22 protein-coding genes are annotated in these 20,734 nt (G+C 48.3%); 16 read left to right on the forward strand and 6 right to left on the reverse strand.

The annotated features are described in order from the left end of the window. Positions 1 to 148: 148 nt before the first annotated feature. Complete coding sequence (locus MKQ68_RS04055; protein WP_244841507.1) at positions 149 to 607, forward strand: nuclear transport factor 2 family protein; 459 nt, start codon at positions 149 to 151, stop codon at positions 605 to 607. A gap of 7 nt (positions 608 to 614) precedes the next feature. Here MKQ68_RS04055 and MKQ68_RS04060 read toward each other — a convergent pair whose 3' ends face one another. Together MKQ68_RS04060 and MKQ68_RS04065 are read right to left on the reverse strand one after the other, a co-directional pair. Next, positions 615 to 1,430 carry a hypothetical protein gene (locus MKQ68_RS04060; RefSeq protein ID WP_264282189.1) on the reverse strand — a complete coding sequence of 272 codons (816 nt, stop codon included), beginning with the start codon at positions 1,428 to 1,430 and terminating at the stop codon, positions 615 to 617. 185 nt (positions 1,431 to 1,615) lie between these two features. Then, a complete protein-coding gene (locus tag MKQ68_RS04065; RefSeq protein ID WP_264282190.1) occupies positions 1,616 to 2,071 on the reverse strand; it encodes an Hsp20/alpha crystallin family protein in 456 nt (151 codons plus the stop codon). Positions 2,072 to 2,320: 249 nt separating this feature from the next. Between MKQ68_RS04065 and MKQ68_RS04070 the strand changes: the two genes are divergently transcribed. The 15 genes from MKQ68_RS04070 (at position 2,321) to MKQ68_RS04140 (ending at position 15,878) form a co-directional block, all read left to right on the forward strand. Next, positions 2,321 to 2,713: a BrxA/BrxB family bacilliredoxin gene (locus tag MKQ68_RS04070; RefSeq protein WP_285892326.1), complete on the forward strand. Its 393-nt coding sequence runs from the start codon at positions 2,321 to 2,323 to the stop codon at positions 2,711 to 2,713. A 172-nt stretch (positions 2,714 to 2,885) separates the two neighbouring features. Further along, positions 2,886 to 4,196, forward strand: a complete 1,311-nt coding sequence (locus MKQ68_RS04075; protein WP_264282191.1) for a prolipoprotein diacylglyceryl transferase — start codon at positions 2,886 to 2,888, stop codon at positions 4,194 to 4,196. A 7-nt stretch (positions 4,197 to 4,203) separates the two neighbouring features. Next, positions 4,204 to 4,626, forward strand: coding sequence for a hemerythrin domain-containing protein (locus MKQ68_RS04080; protein WP_264282192.1), 423 nt, complete (start codon positions 4,204 to 4,206; stop codon positions 4,624 to 4,626). 604 nt (positions 4,627 to 5,230) lie between these two features. Continuing rightward, complete coding sequence (locus tag MKQ68_RS04085) at positions 5,231 to 7,675, forward strand: TonB-dependent receptor (protein WP_264282193.1); 2,445 nt, start codon at positions 5,231 to 5,233, stop codon at positions 7,673 to 7,675. Between the two features lie 53 nt (positions 7,676 to 7,728). After that, the gene (locus tag MKQ68_RS04090) at positions 7,729 to 8,370 is read left to right on the forward strand and encodes an RNA polymerase sigma factor (protein ID WP_264282194.1); all 642 of its coding nucleotides are present in this window, start codon (positions 7,729 to 7,731) and stop codon (positions 8,368 to 8,370) included. After that, positions 8,370 to 8,909, forward strand: a complete 540-nt coding sequence (locus MKQ68_RS04095; RefSeq protein ID WP_264282195.1) for a hypothetical protein — start codon at positions 8,370 to 8,372, stop codon at positions 8,907 to 8,909. The genes MKQ68_RS04090 and MKQ68_RS04095 overlap by 1 nt, the downstream gene beginning before the upstream one ends. Further along, positions 8,893 to 9,954, forward strand: a complete 1,062-nt coding sequence (locus MKQ68_RS04100) for a DUF4097 domain-containing protein (RefSeq protein WP_264282196.1) — start codon at positions 8,893 to 8,895, stop codon at positions 9,952 to 9,954. Before MKQ68_RS04095 ends, MKQ68_RS04100 begins: the two co-directional genes overlap by 17 nt. A gap of 120 nt (positions 9,955 to 10,074) precedes the next feature. After that, positions 10,075 to 10,803 (forward strand): head GIN domain-containing protein, encoded by a 729-nt coding sequence (locus tag MKQ68_RS04105; protein WP_264282197.1) that lies wholly within the window; start codon positions 10,075 to 10,077, stop codon positions 10,801 to 10,803. A 106-nt stretch (positions 10,804 to 10,909) separates the two neighbouring features. Beyond that, a complete protein-coding gene (locus MKQ68_RS04110) occupies positions 10,910 to 11,401 on the forward strand; it encodes a YajQ family cyclic di-GMP-binding protein (RefSeq protein ID WP_244841490.1) in 492 nt (163 codons plus the stop codon). 144 nt (positions 11,402 to 11,545) lie between these two features. Further along, positions 11,546 to 11,746, forward strand: coding sequence for a type B 50S ribosomal protein L31 (locus tag MKQ68_RS04115; protein WP_432803732.1), 201 nt, complete (start codon positions 11,546 to 11,548; stop codon positions 11,744 to 11,746). Positions 11,747 to 11,812: 66 nt separating this feature from the next. After that, complete coding sequence (locus tag MKQ68_RS04120) at positions 11,813 to 12,979, forward strand: putative sugar nucleotidyl transferase (protein ID WP_264282199.1); 1,167 nt, start codon at positions 11,813 to 11,815, stop codon at positions 12,977 to 12,979. Between the two features lie 27 nt (positions 12,980 to 13,006). Then, positions 13,007 to 13,765 carry a triose-phosphate isomerase gene (tpiA, locus tag MKQ68_RS04125; RefSeq protein WP_244841487.1) on the forward strand — a complete coding sequence of 253 codons (759 nt, stop codon included), beginning with the start codon at positions 13,007 to 13,009 and terminating at the stop codon, positions 13,763 to 13,765. 113 nt (positions 13,766 to 13,878) lie between these two features. Further along, positions 13,879 to 14,532, forward strand: a complete 654-nt coding sequence (locus MKQ68_RS04130; protein WP_264282200.1) for a 2'-5' RNA ligase family protein — start codon at positions 13,879 to 13,881, stop codon at positions 14,530 to 14,532. Between the two features lie 474 nt (positions 14,533 to 15,006). Next, the gene (locus MKQ68_RS04135) at positions 15,007 to 15,303 is read left to right on the forward strand and encodes a hypothetical protein (protein ID WP_264282201.1); all 297 of its coding nucleotides are present in this window, start codon (positions 15,007 to 15,009) and stop codon (positions 15,301 to 15,303) included. 299 nt (positions 15,304 to 15,602) lie between these two features. After that, positions 15,603 to 15,878: an acylphosphatase gene (locus MKQ68_RS04140; protein ID WP_264282202.1), complete on the forward strand. Its 276-nt coding sequence runs from the start codon at positions 15,603 to 15,605 to the stop codon at positions 15,876 to 15,878. Positions 15,879 to 16,046: 168 nt separating this feature from the next. Here MKQ68_RS04140 and MKQ68_RS04145 read toward each other — a convergent pair whose 3' ends face one another. The 4 genes from MKQ68_RS04145 to MKQ68_RS04160 form a co-directional block, all read right to left on the reverse strand. After that, positions 16,047 to 17,186 (reverse strand): C1 family peptidase, encoded by a 1,140-nt coding sequence (locus MKQ68_RS04145; RefSeq protein WP_264282203.1) that lies wholly within the window; start codon positions 17,184 to 17,186, stop codon positions 16,047 to 16,049. A gap of 96 nt (positions 17,187 to 17,282) precedes the next feature. Continuing rightward, a complete protein-coding gene (locus MKQ68_RS04150; RefSeq protein WP_264282204.1) occupies positions 17,283 to 19,403 on the reverse strand; it encodes a M56 family metallopeptidase in 2,121 nt (706 codons plus the stop codon). A 22-nt stretch (positions 19,404 to 19,425) separates the two neighbouring features. Beyond that, complete coding sequence (locus MKQ68_RS04155; RefSeq protein ID WP_264282205.1) at positions 19,426 to 19,815, reverse strand: BlaI/MecI/CopY family transcriptional regulator; 390 nt, start codon at positions 19,813 to 19,815, stop codon at positions 19,426 to 19,428. Positions 19,816 to 20,105: 290 nt separating this feature from the next. Continuing rightward, positions 20,106 to 20,723: a hypothetical protein gene (locus MKQ68_RS04160; RefSeq protein WP_244841480.1), complete on the reverse strand. Its 618-nt coding sequence runs from the start codon at positions 20,721 to 20,723 to the stop codon at positions 20,106 to 20,108. Positions 20,724 to 20,734: the final 11 nt, after the last annotated feature.

Raw genomic sequence — 20,734 nt, forward strand, 5'->3', positions numbered from 1 at the left:
CCTGATGATGAAACAAAGGTACATCCGCGCGCTGCTCCGACAAATACCCGAAAGTGTCATTTTTATACCGAAAATCGGTTGCAGTCAATAGCACGTAACACGTTAAGAATGATACCCTTTATGATTAGATTAAACCCAAATTATATTTATGAAATTTACACTACCTATTCTTTTCGTTAAAGCTATGCTCGCCGTAAATAGCCTAGTAGCGCAGACTCCAGCGCAAGAAGAAGTGAAAACCGTTATCCAGCAAATGTTTGAAGGTATGAGAAAGGGCGACAGTGCCGTCGTTAGAGGGGTTTTCGCGGATAAAGCGTTGCTGCAAACGATTGTTGACCGTAATGACGCGCCGGTAAAAGTTTCCACGGCCGACCTCGGGGGCTTTCTGAAAGCCATTGGTACGCCTCACACGGACGTGTGGGATGAGCGTATCACCTTCTCCCAAATTTTATTGGATGGAAAACTTGCTTCCGTGTGGACGCCCTATAAGTTTTACCTGGGAGATAAGCTGCAGCATTGCGGCGTTAATTCATTTCAGCTGGTCAAGCTGGCTACGGGATGGAAGATTGTACACCTGATCGATACGCGCAGGAAGAATTGTGAATAGGTGCGTGCTATTTCTCTGTATTCAGATAACCGATGGCGGAATCGCACTGTCGTTCTATTTCGGCAAAGCATTCGTCCAGCAACTCGGTGCGCCCTTCCTGGAACTCCGTTTGTCCTGAGCGGGACAAGCCTTTTAAGATCAGGAATTGTTTAGTAAGATTTTGGTTGATGAGTTCTGAGAATTGCTTTTGTTTTTCCCGGGCCTGCAGTTTCTCCAGGTAGGCGACATTGCGGTAATGGTGGCCAAGTACCCGGATCATCAGCAATACATAACAGGCAGTAAGCATCGGGTTGAAGAGTGCAGAGCGATCTGCAGAATATTGCGGTAAGACAAACACCGGTACGTCATATAACCTGATACAAGTGATGAGTGACAGGTAAAGGCAGAGCACCACAGATAACCCCAGGGCGGCACGAAGTCCGATCGTGAACAGGGCGAGCAGGATGCTGAGTATCCAGATCATGGCGTACATGGTAGACAGGTCCTGCTGGCTCGCGAACGACGAGGCCATACTAAGCAGCATCGGGTTGAGTACGGCGATCATAGCGGCAGCGTAATGGCACCTGGTATTGTTAAGTACCAGGAAGCTCACCAGGAAAAGTGTGACCGAGGCGGCACCCAGTAGCAGGTGAAAAGTATCCTGCTGCAGCACTAACACGAAGGTGAGGGGAACCAGTAAGAGCAGATGAAAGAAGATGAAGTCGAACAACATCTTGATTTTAGACTGCTCGCGGGTATCGGCCGTTTTGTGCAAATACGCACCGACTGCAGCTTGTTCGGCTGCATGATAGATGCTGACGGCTAATAATCGGATCCGCTTCATAAGTACGTTGCTGACGGTAGAAAGTGTCTATGGTTAAAATTACTGGTAGGGGAAGTTAGGTCAATTAGCATGGCTGCCCGTTATACTTTCGTGTGAAATTGCGGCCGGCGCAATACTCATAAAGAGGTATAAAAAAGGGGCCGATACAAATCGGCCCCGAACACTTCATCACTGTAATCTATCCCTTATGCAACTACAATTTCTTTTGCAGGTTCCTGCTTAGCTTCTCTTTTGGGCAAGGTTACCTTTAACACGCCGTTTTCATATTTAGCGTTAATTTTTTCTGCATCCACGTTCTCGTCAAGCGTAAATGAACGTTTGAAAGAGCGGGTCGAAAATTCCCTGCGGATGTGTTTTTCTGTTTCTTCCTTGTTCTCAGTTTTCTTTTCCACGCTGATAGAAAGCACCTGTTTGTCGAGATTCAGTTTGAAATCAGTCTTCTCGAAACCGGGGGCTACAACGTCAAGCAGGTAGGCCTCTGACGTTTCCTGGATATTCACCGGTGGGTGAGTGGCGAAAAAGTCGGGTGTCAGGAAGTCGTCTTTCCAAAACTTGTTAAGACCATTGTTGCCAAATACTTCATCAAAGATGTTGTTGAATGATTTGTGAACCGGACGTTGATTAAATTTTACGAGTGTCATAGCTATAAATTTTTTAGGTTTTTAATTGTTATCGAGCGTTTGCTCATTTGCCGGGTATAAATCAAACCAAATACCAATGGCCAAAAACTTGCATAATTGTCATTTTTGATGTATTTGTAGTGACAAAAAGTCTTAATTTTATATTATGCAATGACATAATGGCTGTTTATCGATGTTGTCACTCTATTTATTATTATCATTACCTTTGCAAAAAAGGAGATTAATCATATGTACCCAGCGGAATTAGTTATGCCGAGGAAGGCAGAGTTGACCGACAACGGTTTTGAAGAATTACTGACTCCTGCCGATGTTGAGACAGTACTGGCAAAAGAGGGCACTACCCTCGTAGTTATAAATTCAGTTTGCGGATGTTCCGCAGGCACGGCACGCCCGGGCGTGCTGATGGCAGTTGCTACCAGCGAAAAGAAACCTAGCAGGCTGACTACCAGCTTTGCAGGTTACGACCTGGATGCAGTACAGGAGTTGCGTAAGCACCTGTTGCCTTATCCTCCATCTTCCCCTTCTATCGCGTTGTTTAAAGATGGCCAGTTGGTGCACTTTATCGAGCGTCACATGATCGAGGGTCGTCCTCCACAGGTGATTGCAGGTAGCTTGCTGCAGGCTTTCGAAGAATTTTGTTAATTAATATCTTCTCAAAAAGCAGTTAACATACATAAAAAATTAACTGCTTATATGTGAAAGAAATTTGGGATTTGAATTTTCCCAACGTACTTTGGTGGTTTGATTTTTTCCTCTTGACCTAATTCGGCTTTGTTCATAGGAAAGTTCAGATCACCAAATTTTTTTATAGCCTATGTATCCAAATCTTTATTACGTTTTTAAGGATCTCTTCGGTACAAGTCACGCATTTTTCAAGCTGTTTCAAACCTTTGGTTTCTTTGTAGCGGTAGCTTTCCTGGCTGGCGCCTGGGTACTCACGCAGGAATTAAAACGCCGTGAGAAGCTCGGCTGGCTGAAGGGCATGACCGGCATGGCTGTGAGAAAACGGGGCGACTTTAAATCCGGGTTGCTCTGGAGTGCAGTTATCGCGTTTTTGATAGGATACAAAGTATTGGGCATGTTTGTGCTCATACAAGGCAATATGAGCAGTGCGGAAGTCCGCGAGCTGCTGCTTTCTACCCAGGGTAGCCTGTGGTTGGGTATTGCAACGGCGGCCGTGGTAGCCGGCATCAAGTGGGTGAGACGCCCGAAGGATCCGGAAGAGCTGAAGGCGAAGGAATGGAAAGAAGAAGTAACCATCATGCCGCATCAGCGTGTGCCCGACTTTACGGTACTGGCTGCGCTGGCGGGATTGATAGGCGCAAAGATATTTCACAACTTAGAAAACTGGAGCGACTTCGTAGCCGATCCATGGGGTTCGATATTTTCTGCGAGCGGTCTTACCTTTTATGGAGGTTTGATCCTTGCCGCCGTGGTAATCATTTACTACGCCCGTAAGCGCAACATTTCTACCCGCCACCTGATCGATAGCGCTGCGCCGGCATTGATGCTGGCTTATGCTATTGGCAGGATGGGTTGCCACTTTTCGGGCGACGGTGACTGGGGTATTCTCAATAACGCATATGCCCCGGACAGCACCGGTGTTGTGCAGCGTATTACGGACGAGCAGTACCAGCAACGCCTGCACGATCATGCCTCCTTCTTTGAGGGCGAGTTTGGCGGTATGGACAAAGTGCATGCACATGCTTTTGTAAAGCCTAACTCCCTGGCGTTTTTACCCGACTGGTTTTTCGCTTACGGATACCCGCACAACGTCATTAATCGCGGCATGCCGATGGCCAATTGCGACAGCGAATATTGCCATGTACTGCCCGTAGCGGTATATCCCACGCCCTTATACGAGATCATTGCCTGTCTCTTTCTGTTCGGCATTCTTTGGACAATACGACGAAGGGTGACGATACCAGGCGTTATATTCGGCATTTACCTGATTTTCAATGGGCTGGAACGATTCTTTATTGAGAAGATAAGGGTGAATACAAAGTATGACCTGTTCGGATTTCATCCCACGCAGGCGGAGCTTATTTCTACCGCGATGGTGATAACAGGCGCCGTACTGATATGGTATTGCACTACATTACATAAGAAAACAGTTTCCCGTTAAGAACTATATGCAGCGTCATCCCAATCTTGTGCCCCTGTCGCACGAGCATAAGCGGTTGTTGGAAGTGTGCCGGTATCTGAAGTCAGATGCGGTGCCCCAGGAAGGTTATCCCTTAGAACCGCAGGCTAAAATGAACTTCGTCGTGAAGATATTTAAAGAGGTGATGGTACCGCACCTTCAGAAAGAGGATTATCTTTTTGAAGCGTGCGCCGGCCGCGACCCTGAAATTGATAAGGCTATCCAGGAGCTGCAAACCCAGCACCGCCAGATATCTACGATCTACGGTGGCTTGATGGAAAGCAAAGACCTGGAAGCGGATATGGACTACATTGCCCGCGAGCTGGAACTGCACATCCTTCGTGAAGAGGAGGAGGTGTATCCGCTCATCGAACAGCGGTTGCCAGATGTAGTAGGCAGTATGACCTTTTAATAAAGCGATATTTTGAGATACGAGCAGCCGTCCGGAAGGGCGGCTGCTTTTTTTATAGACAGGTGGATTCATTAATTTTATTAAGCTTGGCTATTTCATCCAAGGTGGGATCCTATTTCAGGATGTAACAGGCAAATTGGTAAACAGGTGTAAACCTTAATTCGGATGATCTCACCAGCGTGTACACCTGGTTTTGGATATGAAAAACTGAAAAAGTAGCCAGTTATTCTACTGTTAGTCCATAGTTGGCAGCCAAATTCACCCCGACAACCAGCTACTAATTCTACTGTAATTCTACTGCAATCCTACACTTACTCCGTACAAAGTCCACTACGAATGCCAGTTAAATAGTCGTCACAGCCGATGAACGGAGCGTCGCAACGGCGGATGAAAAGAGAAAGAAAAGTTTGTAACAAAAGAAAAGAAGAAGCGTCTTTAATGCAACACCCCGATCATTTCGACCAATCATCACTGTTTATAGACCATTTATGTAAAGGATTGTACTATGCATTGCAAAGTACCTACCTTTACACTGTAATTGTTAATAAAAGGAACTTAGCCAAGCACAGACACTTTGTTTATCAATTTCATAAATCCGCCTTATATGAAACGTCATTCTAAAATGTTGCCCCTTAGTATGTTGCTTGTTTTCGCAACTGCAATGCCGGCCCTGGCCCAAACGAAAGTGACGGGACAGGTGAACCAGGCAGACAACAAACCGGTACCGTTCGCTACCGTTACTCTGTTAAAGGCCAAGGACTCGACCCTTGCCAAAGGAGCGGTGGCCGATATCGATGGAAAGTATCAATTTGAACAGGTGGCCGCCGGTAAATACCTGGTTGCCGCAGTAAATATGGGAATGAAGAAAAGCTTCAGTCAGCCCTTCGAAGTAAAAAACGCGCCCTTTCAGCTGCCGGCTTTGTTGCTGGGAGAGGATGTTAAGAAACTAAAAGAAGTAAACGTGACCGGTAAAAGGCCGTTCATCGAACAAAAAGCCGATAAGATGGTGGTGAATGTGGAGAACAGTATCGTAGCAGCCGGAGGCACCGCCATGGAAGTTTTAGAAAAAGCACCCGGTGTGCAGGTAGATAAAGACGATAACATTTCCATGAAAGGAAAGGGAGGCGTCATCGTGATGATAGACGGGAAACCTACGAATATGACCTCCCAGGACGTTGCCCAGCTGCTCAAAAACATGCCCAGCTCTAACATTGACCAGATAGAGCTGATCGCCAATCCTTCCGCCAAATACGATGCAGCGGGCAACGCCGGGATCATTAACATCAAACTGAAAAAGAACAAAAACTACGGCACCAACGGGAATGTATCGCTGGTGTATGGTCAGGGTAAACTACCGAAAGCGAATGGCAGCTTTAACCTGAACCATCGTAACGAGCGCCTCAACGCATTTGCATCCTACAACTACAATTATAACCGCAACTTCGAGAACCTGGAAGTGTACCGTAAAAGTATGGACCAGGGCCGCCAGGTGATATTTGACCAGGCCAACTATATTGATAAGTCATCGCACGCGCATAACACTAAGCTGGGACTGGATTATTTCCTGAACAAGCATCATACGATCGGTGTGATGGCTGATCTTAATAAGCGGGTGTGGGAAGGACCGGGTAGCAGTATCACTAAAATGGGCGATGGGCTGGCGATTGACAGTAACCTTATTACCAATTCGGAAAACGACCGTGACTTTAGTCAGACCGCCTTTAACCTGAATTACAAAGGCCGACTGGACTCCGCCGGTAAAGAGTTGAACATCGACCTTGATTTCAGCCGTACCGACCAGCAAAACGGTAACCTGATGAAAGGTGCTTTTCGCGGTCCAGACCTGAAGCATTATATGCATGGTGATACGGTACGGAGCCAGCAGCCGTCGCGCATCGAGATCCGCACGGCGAAGGCCGACTACGTGCATCCGCTGAAGAACGGGGCTAAGCTGGAAGCTGGGTTTAAAGTGAGCTTTGTGAAATCGGACAACAACGCGCGTTTTGATTCGCTGAAGTTGCAGCAGTGGGAGTTTGATGCCAACCGCTCGAATCACTTCATTTATGAAGAGAATGTGAATGCCGCCTATATCAACTTCTCTAAACAGTTTAAGAAATTGGGCGTACAGGCGGGTTTACGGGGCGAACAAAGTAATGTGAAAGGTAGCCAGATGACCACTGCGCAAGTGAACGACACCAGTTACTTCAACTTGTTTCCCAGCGTGTTTTTGAGCTATACGGCCAACGAGAAAAATATGTGGGGCGTGTCGTACAGCCGCAGGTTGCAGCGCCCGAGTTATGATAACCTCAACCCGTTCGAGTTTTACCTGGACCGGTACACGAAAACGAGTGGCAACCCGGGTTTGAAGCCGCAGTATTCCAATAACTTCGAGGTGAACCATACCTTCAGGCAGTTTTTGACTACCTCGCTCGGTTATACCCATACGAAAGATATGATTACCAGGGTAATTGAGGCTGATGAGGATTTTGAGACCGGGGATACCACCATCCTGAAGTACAAGTATATGAACGTGGCCAAGCGCGACAACTTTAATCTCGGCATTTCTGCTCCCTTTCCAATCACGAAGTGGTGGAACAGTTTTGTAACCATTTCCGCCTTCTACAACCGGTTCCAGACCGTGGTGGACGGGGAGCAGATCGACCGGGCGTCTGCCGGTTTCTTTGGTCAGACACAGCATACGTTTAAGATCACGAAGGGCATGAGCGCGGAGGCTTCTTACTACTATAGCTCGCCACAGGTGACGAATGAGGGTTTGTTCAGGATGAGGGCGATGCATTCGGGTAACATTGGCCTGCAGCAGCTGGTGTTAAAAAAGCAGGGTACCCTGCGGGTGAACGTGAACGACGTATTCAATACCAACCGTTTTTCGGGTACCTACGAGGCCAGTGGTCAGCAAATAAGGTTGTCGAACCGCTGGGATAGCCGGCAGCTGCGTGTAAGCTTTACCTATCGTTTCGGGAACATGAACGTAAAAGAAGCCCGCAAGCGCCGCACGGGGATAGAGGATGAACAGAATCGTGTGAAGTAGTGTAATCCCCTCATTAACAATGACCTAATCAAGTTTTAGGTATATAAGGATGGATGGAGCGTGGCCTTTCGCAGGTCACGCTTCTTTTTTTATTTTGGGAATGCAACCTTTTTTTAAGGCTGGCGTCTTTAATACGAACACATTTAAATCGCTTGACAACAAACCTCCTAACAGATCAACTGGTATATCGTTGCCGACAGGGTGATGTACGGGCGTACCGTGAGCTGTACGATGCATACAGTAAGGCGATGTATAATATATGCCTTCGTATGTTGGGGAATTCGGCTGATGCGGAAGATGTGTTACAGGAAGCGTTTGTGCAGGTGTTTAATAACATAGGTAAGATTCAGCAGGAAGCAAGTTTAAGCGGGTGGATCAAAAGGATTGTGGTAAACCATTGCCTGTCGCAGTTGCGCAAGAAGAAAGTGTATTTCGAAGAAGTGGAGGAGGAGCATGTAAGCGGCGAAGCGGAAGTAGATGAAGTGCAGTTTGCCTTGTCGGTAACACTGGTGAAAGAGGCGATTGCGCAGTTGCCGGACGGTTATCGCACCGTGTTGAACCTTTACCTGTTCGAAGATTATTCCCACCGCGAGATCGGCGAGTTATTGGGAATAACGGAATCAACCGCCAAAACACAATATATGCGTGCAAAAGAAAAAGTGAGAGGGATTGTAAAGCAAAAAACAGTAGCGTGATGAAAATGGAAGATTTCATACGGGATAACCGGTCAGCGTTTGAGGAAGAGGGGCCATCGCCCTTGCTGTGGGAGAAGCTGGAAAAGCAATTGTCGGTAAAACGCAAAGTGGGTATTGTACGCGCTTTGGGACGTCACTGGTTAAAAGTTGCGGCGGCCTGCCTGATCCTTATCAATAGTGTTTTTTTGATGCAGTTCCTGCAATATAAGAGCCAGCAGCAACAGCATGTGATGATCCCGGAAATAGACGAAGCCGGCGTGTATTATACCAACCAGATAGAGCAGCGTTTGGAGTTGATCAATGCGTATCCTGCCCCCGAACTGGGTTTGGATAGTACCGTGAGAAACGAGCTGCAGTTAAAGAACGACACCTACCTCATGCTTGAAAAGGAGCTACAGGCGAATCCGGGCAACGAGCGCATCAGAGCTGCCATGATCCGGTATTACAAAATGAAACTGGAGTTGCTGGACAAAATACTTGAAGAGCATGAGCGACATTCAACACCTAAAAAGATCCAACAGTATGACGCTGAAATTTAAAATATTATTCCTGTTATTCTTACCAGCCCTGGCGTTTGCGGAAGGCGATCAACAAAGCGTTCGTATGGTGGAAAAGACATTTGCAGCCAGTGCTGCCAGTGCTTTAAAGATCACTAACAAATACGGTAAGATCGTTATCAACCTTTGGGATAAAAACGAAGTAAAAGCATCGATCGCAATTACCGGTTTCGGTAAGAACGAAAGTGACGCGAAGGCCATGGCTGCGGCTGTGGATATAGAAGAAGGCGGCAGCGGGGGAGACATTGTATTATCGAGCAACTACAAAACCGGTGGCAACAAATGGATATTCGGATCCAGTAAAAACGGTAAGCAGTACGTAAACATAGATTATACGGTGTATATACCGCGCAAGCTAAAAAACATCACCCTGGAAAATGCTTTTGGAGATATACTGGCCCGCGAACTTACATCGCCTACCGCCATCATTATCAGCTATGGTTACTTCGATGTGGAGTCTGCCGATTACCTGTCACTGAAAGCGAATTATTGCGACAAGAGTAAGTTGGGGAAGATACAATCCGCTGAACTGACAGTGAACTATTCTTCTTTCCGTTTGGAAGAAGCCCGTACACTGACCATGCGTAGTAATAATTGCGATTACAAGCTTGGTTCCATCCGATCATTGTCGCTCACCGCCAATTACGACGACTTCCGGCTGGAGCATGTAGATAAGATAGATGCCCGCACCAACTACACCGATCTGCGGATCGATCACCTGGAAACGGAGGGTACCTTTAACGTGAATTACAGCGATGTCAGTATCAAATCGACAGGCACGCAACTGAAGTCATTCCACTTCAATGGTAATTACTCGGATGTAACATTGGGTGTTGCCCAGAGCCTCCCGGTTAGTATCACCGCCAGTGTGAACTATGGCGACATTAGTACCGGCGGCCTGGCCATGAAAAATGTAACCAGCGTGCGGAAAGGTGGCAAGCTGGATTACTCCGGCATCAGTGGGGCAGGATCTGTACCTGTACAGGTGAAGTGTAATTACTCGGATGTTACGTTTAAAACGAACTGATAAAACCTGCGGCAGCAGCCGGTGACGGAAACAGGCACTTCGCCATTCCGCTTTGTGTCCGGGACCGGCGCTGCCGCCGATAATAAACTACCATTCTAAAACCTCATTAAACTTATTGTCATGAAAACACGCGAAGCTTTGTACTACTGGATACCGTTCGCACTGATGGCCTTATTCTTCTCGTCATTCAAACAGGGCCGTGAAAAAGTAAATGGTAACGGTAATGTAAAAAAGGAAAACAGGAGCCACGACTCATTCAGTGGCATCGCTACCTCCGGCAATTATAAAGTATACATTAAGCAGGGCAATAGCTATTCCGTGCAGATAGAGGCGGAGGATAACCTGTTGCCCTACATCGAGACCAAAGTGGAGGGTAACTCTTTAGGCATCGGTACTAAAAGAGGTTTCAATATTCACCCGACGAAACAGATCAACGTGTATATTACCCTGAAAGAGCTGAAAGAACTGGCGGCCAGCGGCAAGGGGGGCTTTTACAGTGAAGGCCAGCTGCGTTCCAACAAACTGGAAGTTGCCTTTAGCGGGTCGCTGGAAACAGACCTTGATGTAGAGACGGGCAGCCTCGAGATCAGCAACTCCGGTTCCGGTAAAATGAAGTTCCGCGGTAAGGCCGACAAGACCGAAATCGCCATCTCCGGCAGCTGCGCTGTGGAGGCGGAAGGTTTATCTACCAACAATACCGAGATCGCTATTTCCGGCAGTGGGGACGTGCGTATAAGGGCGGAGAAAAAGCTGGACGTTGCCATATCTGGTGCAGGCAATGTAACCTATACGGGTAATGCAGCGGTTTCACAGCATGTGTCCGGCCGGGGCACCATCAAAAAAGGATGATATCATCAAAGTATAAATGTGTTCAGGAAAAGCAGGCGATTTGCCTGCTTTTTCTTTTATCTTTGCAGACGCGGTAAAACGCATTTAACCTAAAAAACGCCAAAGAATGCCGTCCTTCGATATCGTCAGCAAAATAGATGGGCAAACGCTCGACAACGCGATCAACACCGTAAAGAAAGAGATCACTACGCGTTTCGACTTTAAGGATTCCCATGTGAGCATCGAGCTGAACAAGAAAGATTTTAAGTTGAGCCTGGAAGTGGAATCGGACATGAAGTTGCAGCAGGTGATCGACGTGCTGATCAGCCGTAGTATGCGCCAGGGCGTGGACGCCAACGTTTACGACCTGAGTAACGAGCCTTACCAGAGTGGTAAAGTATTGAAGAAAGAGGTGCCTGTACGCAACGGTATCAAACAGGAAGACGCCAAGAAGGTGGTAAAGCTGATCAAAGACAGCGGTACGAAGGTGCAGGCGGCGATTATGGATGATATTGTACGCGTTACCGGTAAAAAAATAGATGATTTACAGGAAGTTATCGCTCTCATGAAGGGCGCGAACCTGGGCATTCCCCTGCAGTTCGTGAACATGAAGAGCTAGTCCTGTCGGTTAGATTTATATTCTTTTCGGAAAAAAAGTAGGAGACTAAAAAAAATATCTTACCTTTGCAGTCCGTATTTACAAATTATTGATATGAAACAGGGAATTCATCCGGAAAATTACAGATTTGTCGTTTTTAAAGATATGTCAAACGGTACTAGCTTTTTGAGCCGTTCTACCACGCCTTCTAAAGAAACTGTGAAGTGGGAAGATGGTAACGAGTACCCGGTTATTAAACTGGAGATCTCCAATACTTCTCACCCGTTCTACACTGGTAAAAACGTATTGGTGGATACTGCAGGTCGTATCGACAAGTTTAACAAACGCTACGCGAAAAAGGCTTAATTCGTCTTTTTTAAATAATTACGATCCCATCGGTAAGCTATCGATGGGATTTTTTATTTTAGCCATATGAGCCCTAATTACATCCTTTTTGATACACCGGACCGGGACCTGTTGTTCCCGTTCACCCACACGCGGCCGGCCGCAGCCTGTAAAGTGGGCCTGCTCACTATACAGCAGAAGTGGGAAAGGTTGTTAAATGCAACCCTCAGTCACTTTACCGTTCCCTATTTGCAGGAAAAGTACCCCCTGGTAACCGGCGATATAAACATCCTGCTGAACGGGCATGTATTGCCTACGGCGGAGCTGGTGGAAGTTGTGAAGAGCTTGCAGAATGGAGAGGAGTTGTATAAAGACGGCAGTTTATTGGCCAAAGTAGTGAGTGGCCTTGACTTCCTGCAACCTTCAGTGGGCGGCAGGCGCAATTTTGAGGGCGATATCAAACGAATCGACTATCCCTGGCATATTAGTCAATTGAATGACTACGGCATCCGGCAGGACTTTAAAATACTTACGGAAGGCAGGGTATCAGCAGTGATACCGGCCTCGAACCAGGTGGTGAATCCGGAGCACATTTTCATCGAGGAAGGTGCGGCTGTAGCGTGCAGCGTGTTGAATGCGAGCACCGGCCCTATATACATCGGCAAAAATGCCCAGATCATGGAAGGCTGCCTCGTGCGTGGGCCGCTGGCGATGGACGAAGGAGCTGTGTTGAAGATGGGAGCTAAGATCTATGGGGCTACGAGTATTGGCGCCAATAGTGTAGTTGGGGGCGAAGTGAAAAATACCGTGTTTTTCGATCATTCCAATAAAGGGCACGATGGTTATTTGGGGGATGCGGTGATTGGTGAGTGGTGTAACCTTGGTGCCAGTACCAATTGCTCGAATCTTAAGAATAATGCCCGCGAAGTGCGTGTGTGGATGGAGGGGCGTAAAGAAGCCTGGTCGGCCGGACTGAAATGTGGCGTGCTGATGGGCGACTACAGTCGTTGTGGGATCAATACCATGTTCAATACCGGTACCGTCGTGGGCGTATCGGCCAATGTATTCGGAAGCGATTTTCCCCCCAAGTTTGTACCCTCTTTTACGTGGGGAACCAATGTGGACGCATCCTACCGGCTGGCGGAAGCGTTGCGCGATGCGGAGTCGTGGATGCAGCTGAAAGGAAAAACGCTGTCGGACATGGAAAAGCGCATGCTGACGTATATCTTTGAGGCGCAAAGAAGTCAAAAATAGTAAACGCATAAATTCCTTTAAACAACAATGAGAAAGAAAATTGTAGCAGGAAACTGGAAAATGAACCTGACATTGGCGCAGGGTGAACAACTGATCAATGATATACTGGCGGCTGGCCTTAAGCTGGAAGAGGGTCAGGAAGTAGTGGTGGCGACGCCGTTCCCGTATCTTACAAAGGCTAAATCGCTGCTCCAGCACCATCCCGGTTTTTACCTGGCAGCCCAGAACTGCTACTCCGAGAAATCCGGTGCCTTTACCGGCGAAGTATCTGCGGAAATGCTGAAATCCGTTGGTGTGGATTACGTGATTCTTGGTCACTCAGAAAGAAGGGAGTATTTCAAAGAAAGTAATGAAGCCCTGGCTAAAAAAGTAGATCTCGTGCTGGCAAACGGTTTGAAGCCTATTTTCTGCTGCGGCGAGCCGCTGGAAGTTCGCCAGGCTGAAACACAGAACGAGTATGTAGCTAAGCAGCTGGAAGAGAGCCTGTACCACCTGACGGCCGAGCAGTTGAAAGACGTGGTGATTGCTTATGAGCCTATCTGGGCGATTGGTACCGGTTTAACCGCCAGCGCTCAACAGGCGCAGGACATGCACGCGTTCATTCGCGCGCAGATCGCCGGTAAATATGGCCGCGAGGCTGCTTTGGGTCTGTCCATCCTTTATGGTGGCAGCGCGAAACCTTCCAATGCGAAAGAACTGTTTTCCAGCCCTGATGTAGACGGTGGTTTGATCGGTGGTGCGTCGCTGGTGGCGGCTGACTTCGCAGCGATCGTTAAAAGCTTCTAAATAATACAGACAAGTTGCGCTCCCCAGGCGCAACTTTTTTTAGCATTTCTTGCTAAAAAAATTAGTATTTCCCAAAATAGTTAGTATATTCGTATTGTTAAATTGCTTTTGTTATGATGGAAGAAGCACTATACGATTATCTATTGGTAATTAGCCCTGACGCTGAAACCGCGGCGGATGTGAAGCGTTTCAAGGGGATGATCGCGAACGAGATCGGAAGTTATACGGGATTGCATTCCAAAGCGCATATTTCGTTATTCCGTTCCGAATTCCCTGACCGTTACGAGGACACTTTCACCCGGATGTTGGGAACCTTGGCTGACGAGCTTTCAGCGTTTACGATTTACACCTCCCGGGTAGATCATTTCAAGCACGGTGAGCATAAACGCACCATTTATGTGAACGTGGCTAACCCCAAACCCGTAGAGGAGTTGCATCGGCGTGTGCTGCAGTTGTTTGAGCTGAAGGCGCATAGTTTCAAACCACATATTACATTGGCGAGGGCGATTGCTACGGCGTCGTTCAACCAGGTATATCCTCACTTCGAGAATAAGCTGTTCGTAAGAAGTTTTCATTGCCATAGTTTCACGCTGTTGAAGCGTCCGGCTGCCGGCGGCTCTTACGAAATTGTACGCGAGTTTATGTTCGGTAATCATGAATCTGCGGAGGGGCCCTTGTTCCATCACGAAGCGCGTTCATTGCATCAACAGCAGGGGCACGGGCAGCAGGATGAGCATCAGCGCCATGAGCACGAGCATGCAGCGTAGCCGGTAGGGCGGGAGCGTGTTCGGCAAAATGTAGTGCGTCAACATGCAGTGTAGAGGTGGTGTGTTCGGCAAAAAGTAACAGTGCTGCATGCGTCAACCTCTAGCGTAGAGGTGGTGTGTTCGGCAAAAAGTAACAGTGCTGCATGCGTCAACAAGTAGCGTAGAGGTAGTGTGCTTCGCAGAATGAAATGCGTTAACGCACAGCGTAACCCGGCCGGCAGTATACTCGCCAAACTGTAACCCTTGGCGGTGTATACACCGAGGCAGCAGGAAACGCATTGTAGTAGGGAAATACAAGATTCAAAACGTATAAAGTTATGAAAAGGCATGAAAGAGAACGTGAAAAATGATCGTGAAGTGTAGGTGTTAAACAGCCATAAATGCAGACGCCAACGCGATTCACCGCTCTAAAAACCCTAAGGCTCATTAACCAATTTAACCTTAAAGACATTAACGCTTAAAATACCGTGTTGCATGGAATGGGTGGCAATTAAAACAGGTCATGAAAGTCAAACAACCCCAACCCCCGAAATGGAAATGTTTGCAGGCCTGGCTAAAGCCGGCTTTCACCTGGAAATGATGAGAAGAAATGTGAACCCTGCCACGGTAGAATACTTTTACTTTCATCCAACTCTACATATACAGGTACATGAAGTGCAGGAGCCAGAAGGAGGATCTTCCCAATTCTTTATTTTTTATTCGGATGGACGCACGGTCTTCGTGAAACAGGCCGCGCAACTCTTCCAAAAGTTATCTGTCCCGGTGCATTGAATAGGCTGTTTTCTCTCGCACCGAAGACAGTAAGGAGCCATCTTGTAACAGCCGGAACGGCTTGCCGACCGGTTGTTACAAACTCCTTCCGGCACCTGGCTTTTTACCTGGTCCATTTTTCTTTCTCCATCCATATATGTCCTAAACCCTATACCTCCCAAACAGGTGGCCGTCCTGTTGTGTGCCCTCACAACCTGACCGCCATTCCTTAACAGCAGTGGCTCTTCCCCAAGGCCGTTCGCTTCATAGCCGGATGAACAAGTTTCTTCCGGCTATGTTTTTTCAATTAGTTTTGCCGCATGCAAATTCTCCACCGCGAAATACTTGTAACAGGCCGCGTGCAAGGCGTCTACTTCCGCGCATCCACCAAATCCGCCGCCGACCGCCTCCAAATCAAAGGCGCAGTTAAAAACACACCCGACGGCCATGTATGGATCGCCGCCGAAGCGCCGGCAGCAGCCATGGAAGCGTTCATCGAATGGTGCAAACAAGGCCCCCCGGCAGCTAAAGTCACAGGGCTTGATATCAAAGAAGGGGAGCTGCAGCATTATACTTCGTTCGAGATACTCCGCTAGGGTAACGACATTACACGTCGTTCGATATACATCGCTAAGGCAACACACAAAGCGTTCGTTCGATATTCGCGTTAACGCGATAAGTCCCAATACCCACACATCAATTCAACTATAAAAAAAGCGCCGGCCCCAAAGGGACCAGCGCTTGTCTGCCTGAAAGGCTATCAGTTATTTAATCCCTAACTTTGTCAGCAACGCCTTGTCGAGCGAAGATTTCGGTACAATAACCGTTACGGTATTAACTGCGAAGTAAGGCTCGGAAACATAGATGTAGCCCTCTTTCGGCGTTTTTGTACCCCAGGAGTTCTTCACAATAAAGTAATCCTTTCCGCCATCACCTTTGCCCAAACCGGTAATATGCATCAGGTGATCGTCCTGGGTAACCAGGCTTTCGAACAACTGCTGCCGGTAAGCCGGTGTAACCTGCACTTCCGCCATGCCCGGTTTAAATCCTGTAGCAGCCGGAATGCTGTCGCCGGCAGGAGAGAGGGCGTAACCTTTTTCCATTTTAAAGCCACGGTTGCTTACGTCGGCATCCCACATGATGGTGTAGCCTTTACCGATCGACTGCTTCACCGCATCCACAAACTCCGCCAGCGGCAGGTTGTAATAAGCGCCGTTGGAAAAGTTGTCCGGAACCTCTACTACGAACGGCTGGTAAAACGGATGATGTGTGAAAGAGGTCAGGTTAACATAGTCGCTCTCCGTAAACTTCAGCACGTCTTTCGCATAGGTTTGCGGGGTATAGCTTTTACCATTGTACTCGAAATTGGCGGGCGCTTTGCCAAGCGCATTATCCAGTATCTGGTCTACACCATCTTCCCAGTTAGCAGGAATTGGCTTTTTAAGCTTTAATACGCTGTCGAGGTAAGTTTTGAGGGTGCTGACAAGCTTGCCGTGATTGTGCGCCGTCTGCCCGTCTTTAAGGCCCGAATAGACGCTTTCCGGAACCACTCCGTACCGGGCGATGGCCCTGATCACGTCGTGGCCCAGGCCGCCTTCGTCAAAACGAGCGTAACCCTGGCGCAGGATATAGTTCTCCGCCTTTTCACGATAGATATTTCGTACGCTGAACATTTCCGAAATATCAGGCTGCTCCTGTCCCTTGCGCATGCATTCAGATTCGATCAGGGAGGTGGTGGAGAAGCACCAGCAGGTGCCTGTCATATCCTGGCTCTTAACTGGCGTGGCCTTGTTGTTCTTTACAATGGTTACCTGGTCCTTTACACTTAGGTTAACCTGGGTCTCCTGCGCCATCGCAGGGAGGCTGGCACCCATACAAAGGGCCAGTAATATATCTTTTCTCATAGCCGGCATGTCTGTTTTGGTAAAGATAACGAAATGTAAAGAAAAACGCCGCAGCCTGAAGAGGCACGGCGTTCTAGAATGGCGGTATAAAAAAACTTATTGTTGTACGTCGATGTTCAGATTGGTGTGGTCGCCTTTCAGGGTTACCCTGTCAGACTTAAAATAGCGTTCGTATTTCTTCAGCACGTCGGCGGGCTGTTTGGTGCCATTGATGTACAGTTCGCCGTCCTTCTTCTCGATCTCGTACGACTTGGTGCGGTCGATCAGTTTGTCGGCAGCCAGTTCGTTCAGTAGCAGGTTGTACTGGTTGCGCTCTCCGAAGCTGCGGTTCATATTTTCCCTGGCTTCTTCCGCATGTTTGGAGGCTTCTTTCCGGTGGATCTCCGAACGCTCCATCGCTTTCTCAAATGCCTGGCGTTGTTTCACGGCCAGTTCTTCGTGGCGTTTGCGGTCTGCTTCCGACAGCTTACGGTGTGCATTGGCCTGCGCGCTGAAGTTCTGGTCAATGCCCTTGAACGCTTGTTGCATCTGCTCGTCGATCTTCTGCCAGTTTACTTCTTTGTAAGCTTTCTGCAAGTCCTCCTCCATCTTTTTCCAATCTACCTGTTTAAAAGCTTTCTCCGTTTCTTTACTCATCTTTTCCCAATCAATGCTTTTATAGGCTTTCTCGGCGTCCTTCGCCATCTTTTCCCAGTCTATGTTTTTCTGCGCTTCGGCGATCTGCTGCTTCAGCTGGTTGAAATCAACATTCTTGTAAGCATTTGCCATCGCCTCTTGTGTTGCTTTGAAGTGATCGCGGCTAATCTTCAGTTGCTCGCGCTGAAGCGCCATTTGTTCACGCAGTTGCTGACGTTGCTCACGCGCATTTTCTTGTGCTTGCTGCATTTTGATAAACTGCTCCTGCATACGAACGCGGTCCGCTTCAGGCATTTCACTGATACTGTTGTATGTTTTCACATTGCCCTTATCGTCGGTGATGACGATCTTGCCGCCAGGTACTGTATCATACCACGCTGCTGTTGAAACGTCTGTGGTGGTAAGGGCGGCCGGTGCGCTCGGCACCACGGGCGGTGTTTCCGGTACAGCAGGCGGTACCGCCATAACAATTGGTTCAACTGCTACACATGGTTCGGTGGAAGGCGTCGTTACGCAATCTTCTTTTTTTACGGTTTCTGTAGGCTGATCCTTTTGAGCCGGGTTGAGCCAGGCAATGGAAGCAACGCCGGTGAGTATGATCAGTACAGCCAAAAATTGCTGGCTGTAGCTACGGTGACTAGTTTTCATTTCCATGATTCGTTTGATGCGGTGAAAGAGGTATTGTTTGTTGTCCGCAATCGCCATGGCCATCGGGTTGGTGGTAAGGCGGTATTCTTCCAGTGCCACCAGGGCCTTGGCGTAGTGCAGGGGCTGTACGGTGCTGGCAATTACCAGGTCGTCGCAGCAATGCTCCCTTTCTATCTGGATGTTTTTGGATATCCACCAGATAAAAGGATTGAAGAACAGGATGGTCTCTACGATGGATTGGAAGATATTCAACAGGTAATCATGGCGTTTTACGTGTGCCAGTTCGTGGAGCAGGATGGCTTCGAGCTGGTCGGTACTTAAGTTATTCACCATCGCGGCAGGCAGCAGGATCAGCGGGCGCAGGAACCCGATCATCACCGGCACCTGGATGGATGCACAAATGTGTAACTGTACTTTTTTACGGATGCCCAGGCGGCGGCTCAGGAGGTCGACCTGTGTGCTCCAGGCGTCGTCCATACGCAGCAGTACGTTGCGGCGTATTTGCTGTAACTGTGCAAGGTCCAGCACCAGTTTGATGGTCATGACCACCACACCTACAATGTAGATGCCTACCAATACGGGGAAGTACACTTCCATGCCGGGTATGAGCCCTACCGTACCGGTTGCCGCAGGTGCGGCAGGCAGGTTGGCTACGCCGCACTCAGGAAGCGGTGTGTCCATTGCCAGCTGCATCGTTAGCTGCGACTCGCGAATGGCCAGCAATTGTCGGCTGAAAGTAGCGACAAACCATGTGAAGATACCCGCCAAAGACAGGAACGACAAATGGTATTTAGCTGCGGAACTGGCCGCCGGCCATATTTTGAGTACGATCCTTAAACAGGCGAATACGACAAAGGCCTGCCAAAAGGAATGCAAAAGGGTCCATCCAAAGGCGCGGATGACTTCCGCAGTAAAAGGAAGCAGCGAGGTCATGGCAAAAAATTTAAACTGGTAGCTATTCTTGCTTTTTCTCCATGTCTGAAAGATAACGCCTGATGGCATCCAGCTCCTCCGGGGAAGAGCGGTGGTGACCGAGAGCCTGCATTACAAGCTGGCTCGCGGAGCCGTTAAAAACGGTATCGATCATTTTGTTCAATAGTTGTTGTTGTGTTTTTTCCTGCGAAACAAGCGCCTGGTAAATATGGGTCTTGCTGCTGGTGTCGCGGCTTAACAACCCTTTGTCGTGCATGATCTGCATGAGTTTGAGGGTAGTGGTGTAGCCTGCTTCCTTGCGCTGCTCCAATATCTCATGCACGTCCCGCACAGTACTCGGGCCTTTCTCCCAAAGGATGCCCAAAATTTCCAGTTCACTTTCCGTCGGCTTAATGTTCTTTACAGCGTCCATCGTTTAAGGTTTAAGTGATCCGTTCCTGCCCGGATTACTCATGTACGAATATCTTCGTAAACAAATGTACGATACTTTTCGTAATTCAATACTCCGAAGGTGTATTTTTTATTTCTTTTAACACGGAAAATTACCTTTCATCCGTACCAGTCTTTGGAAACCAGCCATGGGCCTGCTATCAGGCCGCCGTTGTGTCACTCACTGCAACCGCATCATCTCTATTAAACGAAAAAAAGCGGCGCGTATAACTAAGTATACACGCCGCGTACTATAAACCGAAAATCTATCCCTTAGAACCTGCCCGCCTTTAAGGTTACATGAGCGGCCGGACCACTCATATCGCTATCACTGATACCGGGTGTGCTGGAGCCCTGTATGAACCGGTAGGAGGCACCCACGCCAATACGCAGGAAGGTGGCTACGTTGATCTCCACGTTCGCATAAGGCTCGGCGGCAAAAAAGCCGCTCTGGTCTATCCACCGGTCGCTGTCGCTATCAGGTTTCCATCTAACACCTTTCGCTACAGCACCGCCGCCGATGAGGGCACCCGCTCCCCAATGGAACAGTTTGTTGGAGTTAAAAGTGTATTCCGCTACAAAACCGCTGTACCAAAAGTTCCAGTAGCGGGTCGGATCATCTACGTTCACACGGGGCGATTCAATGTCGTTAACGAGCGCATACCCGCCGGCACCCAGCATGATGCGGCTGTTCAGCATCACCCCGGCGTTACCGCCCATCATAATGGCAAACTTATCTGCAAAAGGCGTGAAGTGAATGGTGGGGGCGCCGTAGCCGCCTACGCGCATCTTACCGCCGTTTTTTGGTGTGGAAAGTGTTTCCATCTTTTCCTGGGCTATTGCACTGCCGGCAGCTGCAAGCATAGCAAGCCCTAATATGAACTTTTTCATATTGATAAAAT

Source organism: Chitinophaga horti, from assembly GCF_022867795.2.
Taxonomy (GTDB): Bacteria; Bacteroidota; Bacteroidia; order Chitinophagales; family Chitinophagaceae; genus Chitinophaga; species Chitinophaga horti.

Coding starts and splice junctions, on each gene's coding strand:
- MKQ68_RS04055 (WP_244841507.1), top strand. CDS start 149: ATGAAATTTACACTACCTATTCTTTTCGTTAAAGCTATGCTCGCCGTA.
- MKQ68_RS04060 (WP_264282189.1), bottom strand. CDS start 1,430: ATGAAGCGGATCCGATTATTAGCCGTCAGCATCTATCATGCAGCCGAA.
- MKQ68_RS04065 (WP_264282190.1), bottom strand. CDS start 2,071: ATGACACTCGTAAAATTTAATCAACGTCCGGTTCACAAATCATTCAAC.
- MKQ68_RS04070 (WP_285892326.1), top strand. CDS start 2,321: ATGCCGAGGAAGGCAGAGTTGACCGACAACGGTTTTGAAGAATTACTG.
- MKQ68_RS04075 (WP_264282191.1), top strand. CDS start 2,886: ATGTATCCAAATCTTTATTACGTTTTTAAGGATCTCTTCGGTACAAGT.
- MKQ68_RS04080 (WP_264282192.1), top strand. CDS start 4,204: ATGCAGCGTCATCCCAATCTTGTGCCCCTGTCGCACGAGCATAAGCGG.
- MKQ68_RS04085 (WP_264282193.1), top strand. CDS start 5,231: ATGAAACGTCATTCTAAAATGTTGCCCCTTAGTATGTTGCTTGTTTTC.
- MKQ68_RS04090 (WP_264282194.1), top strand. CDS start 7,729: ATGGAGCGTGGCCTTTCGCAGGTCACGCTTCTTTTTTTATTTTGGGAA.
- MKQ68_RS04095 (WP_264282195.1), top strand. CDS start 8,370: ATGAAAATGGAAGATTTCATACGGGATAACCGGTCAGCGTTTGAGGAA.
- MKQ68_RS04100 (WP_264282196.1), top strand. CDS start 8,893: ATGACGCTGAAATTTAAAATATTATTCCTGTTATTCTTACCAGCCCTG.
- MKQ68_RS04105 (WP_264282197.1), top strand. CDS start 10,075: ATGAAAACACGCGAAGCTTTGTACTACTGGATACCGTTCGCACTGATG.
- MKQ68_RS04110 (WP_244841490.1), top strand. CDS start 10,910: ATGCCGTCCTTCGATATCGTCAGCAAAATAGATGGGCAAACGCTCGAC.
- MKQ68_RS04115 (WP_432803732.1), top strand. CDS start 11,546: ATGTCAAACGGTACTAGCTTTTTGAGCCGTTCTACCACGCCTTCTAAA.
- MKQ68_RS04120 (WP_264282199.1), top strand. CDS start 11,813: ATGAGCCCTAATTACATCCTTTTTGATACACCGGACCGGGACCTGTTG.
- tpiA (WP_244841487.1), top strand. CDS start 13,007: ATGAGAAAGAAAATTGTAGCAGGAAACTGGAAAATGAACCTGACATTG.
- MKQ68_RS04130 (WP_264282200.1), top strand. CDS start 13,879: ATGATGGAAGAAGCACTATACGATTATCTATTGGTAATTAGCCCTGAC.
- MKQ68_RS04135 (WP_264282201.1), top strand. CDS start 15,007: ATGGAATGGGTGGCAATTAAAACAGGTCATGAAAGTCAAACAACCCCA.
- MKQ68_RS04140 (WP_264282202.1), top strand. CDS start 15,603: ATGCAAATTCTCCACCGCGAAATACTTGTAACAGGCCGCGTGCAAGGC.
- MKQ68_RS04145 (WP_264282203.1), bottom strand. CDS start 17,186: ATGAGAAAAGATATATTACTGGCCCTTTGTATGGGTGCCAGCCTCCCT.
- MKQ68_RS04150 (WP_264282204.1), bottom strand. CDS start 19,403: ATGACCTCGCTGCTTCCTTTTACTGCGGAAGTCATCCGCGCCTTTGGA.
- MKQ68_RS04155 (WP_264282205.1), bottom strand. CDS start 19,815: ATGGACGCTGTAAAGAACATTAAGCCGACGGAAAGTGAACTGGAAATT.
- MKQ68_RS04160 (WP_244841480.1), bottom strand. CDS start 20,723: ATGAAAAAGTTCATATTAGGGCTTGCTATGCTTGCAGCTGCCGGCAGT.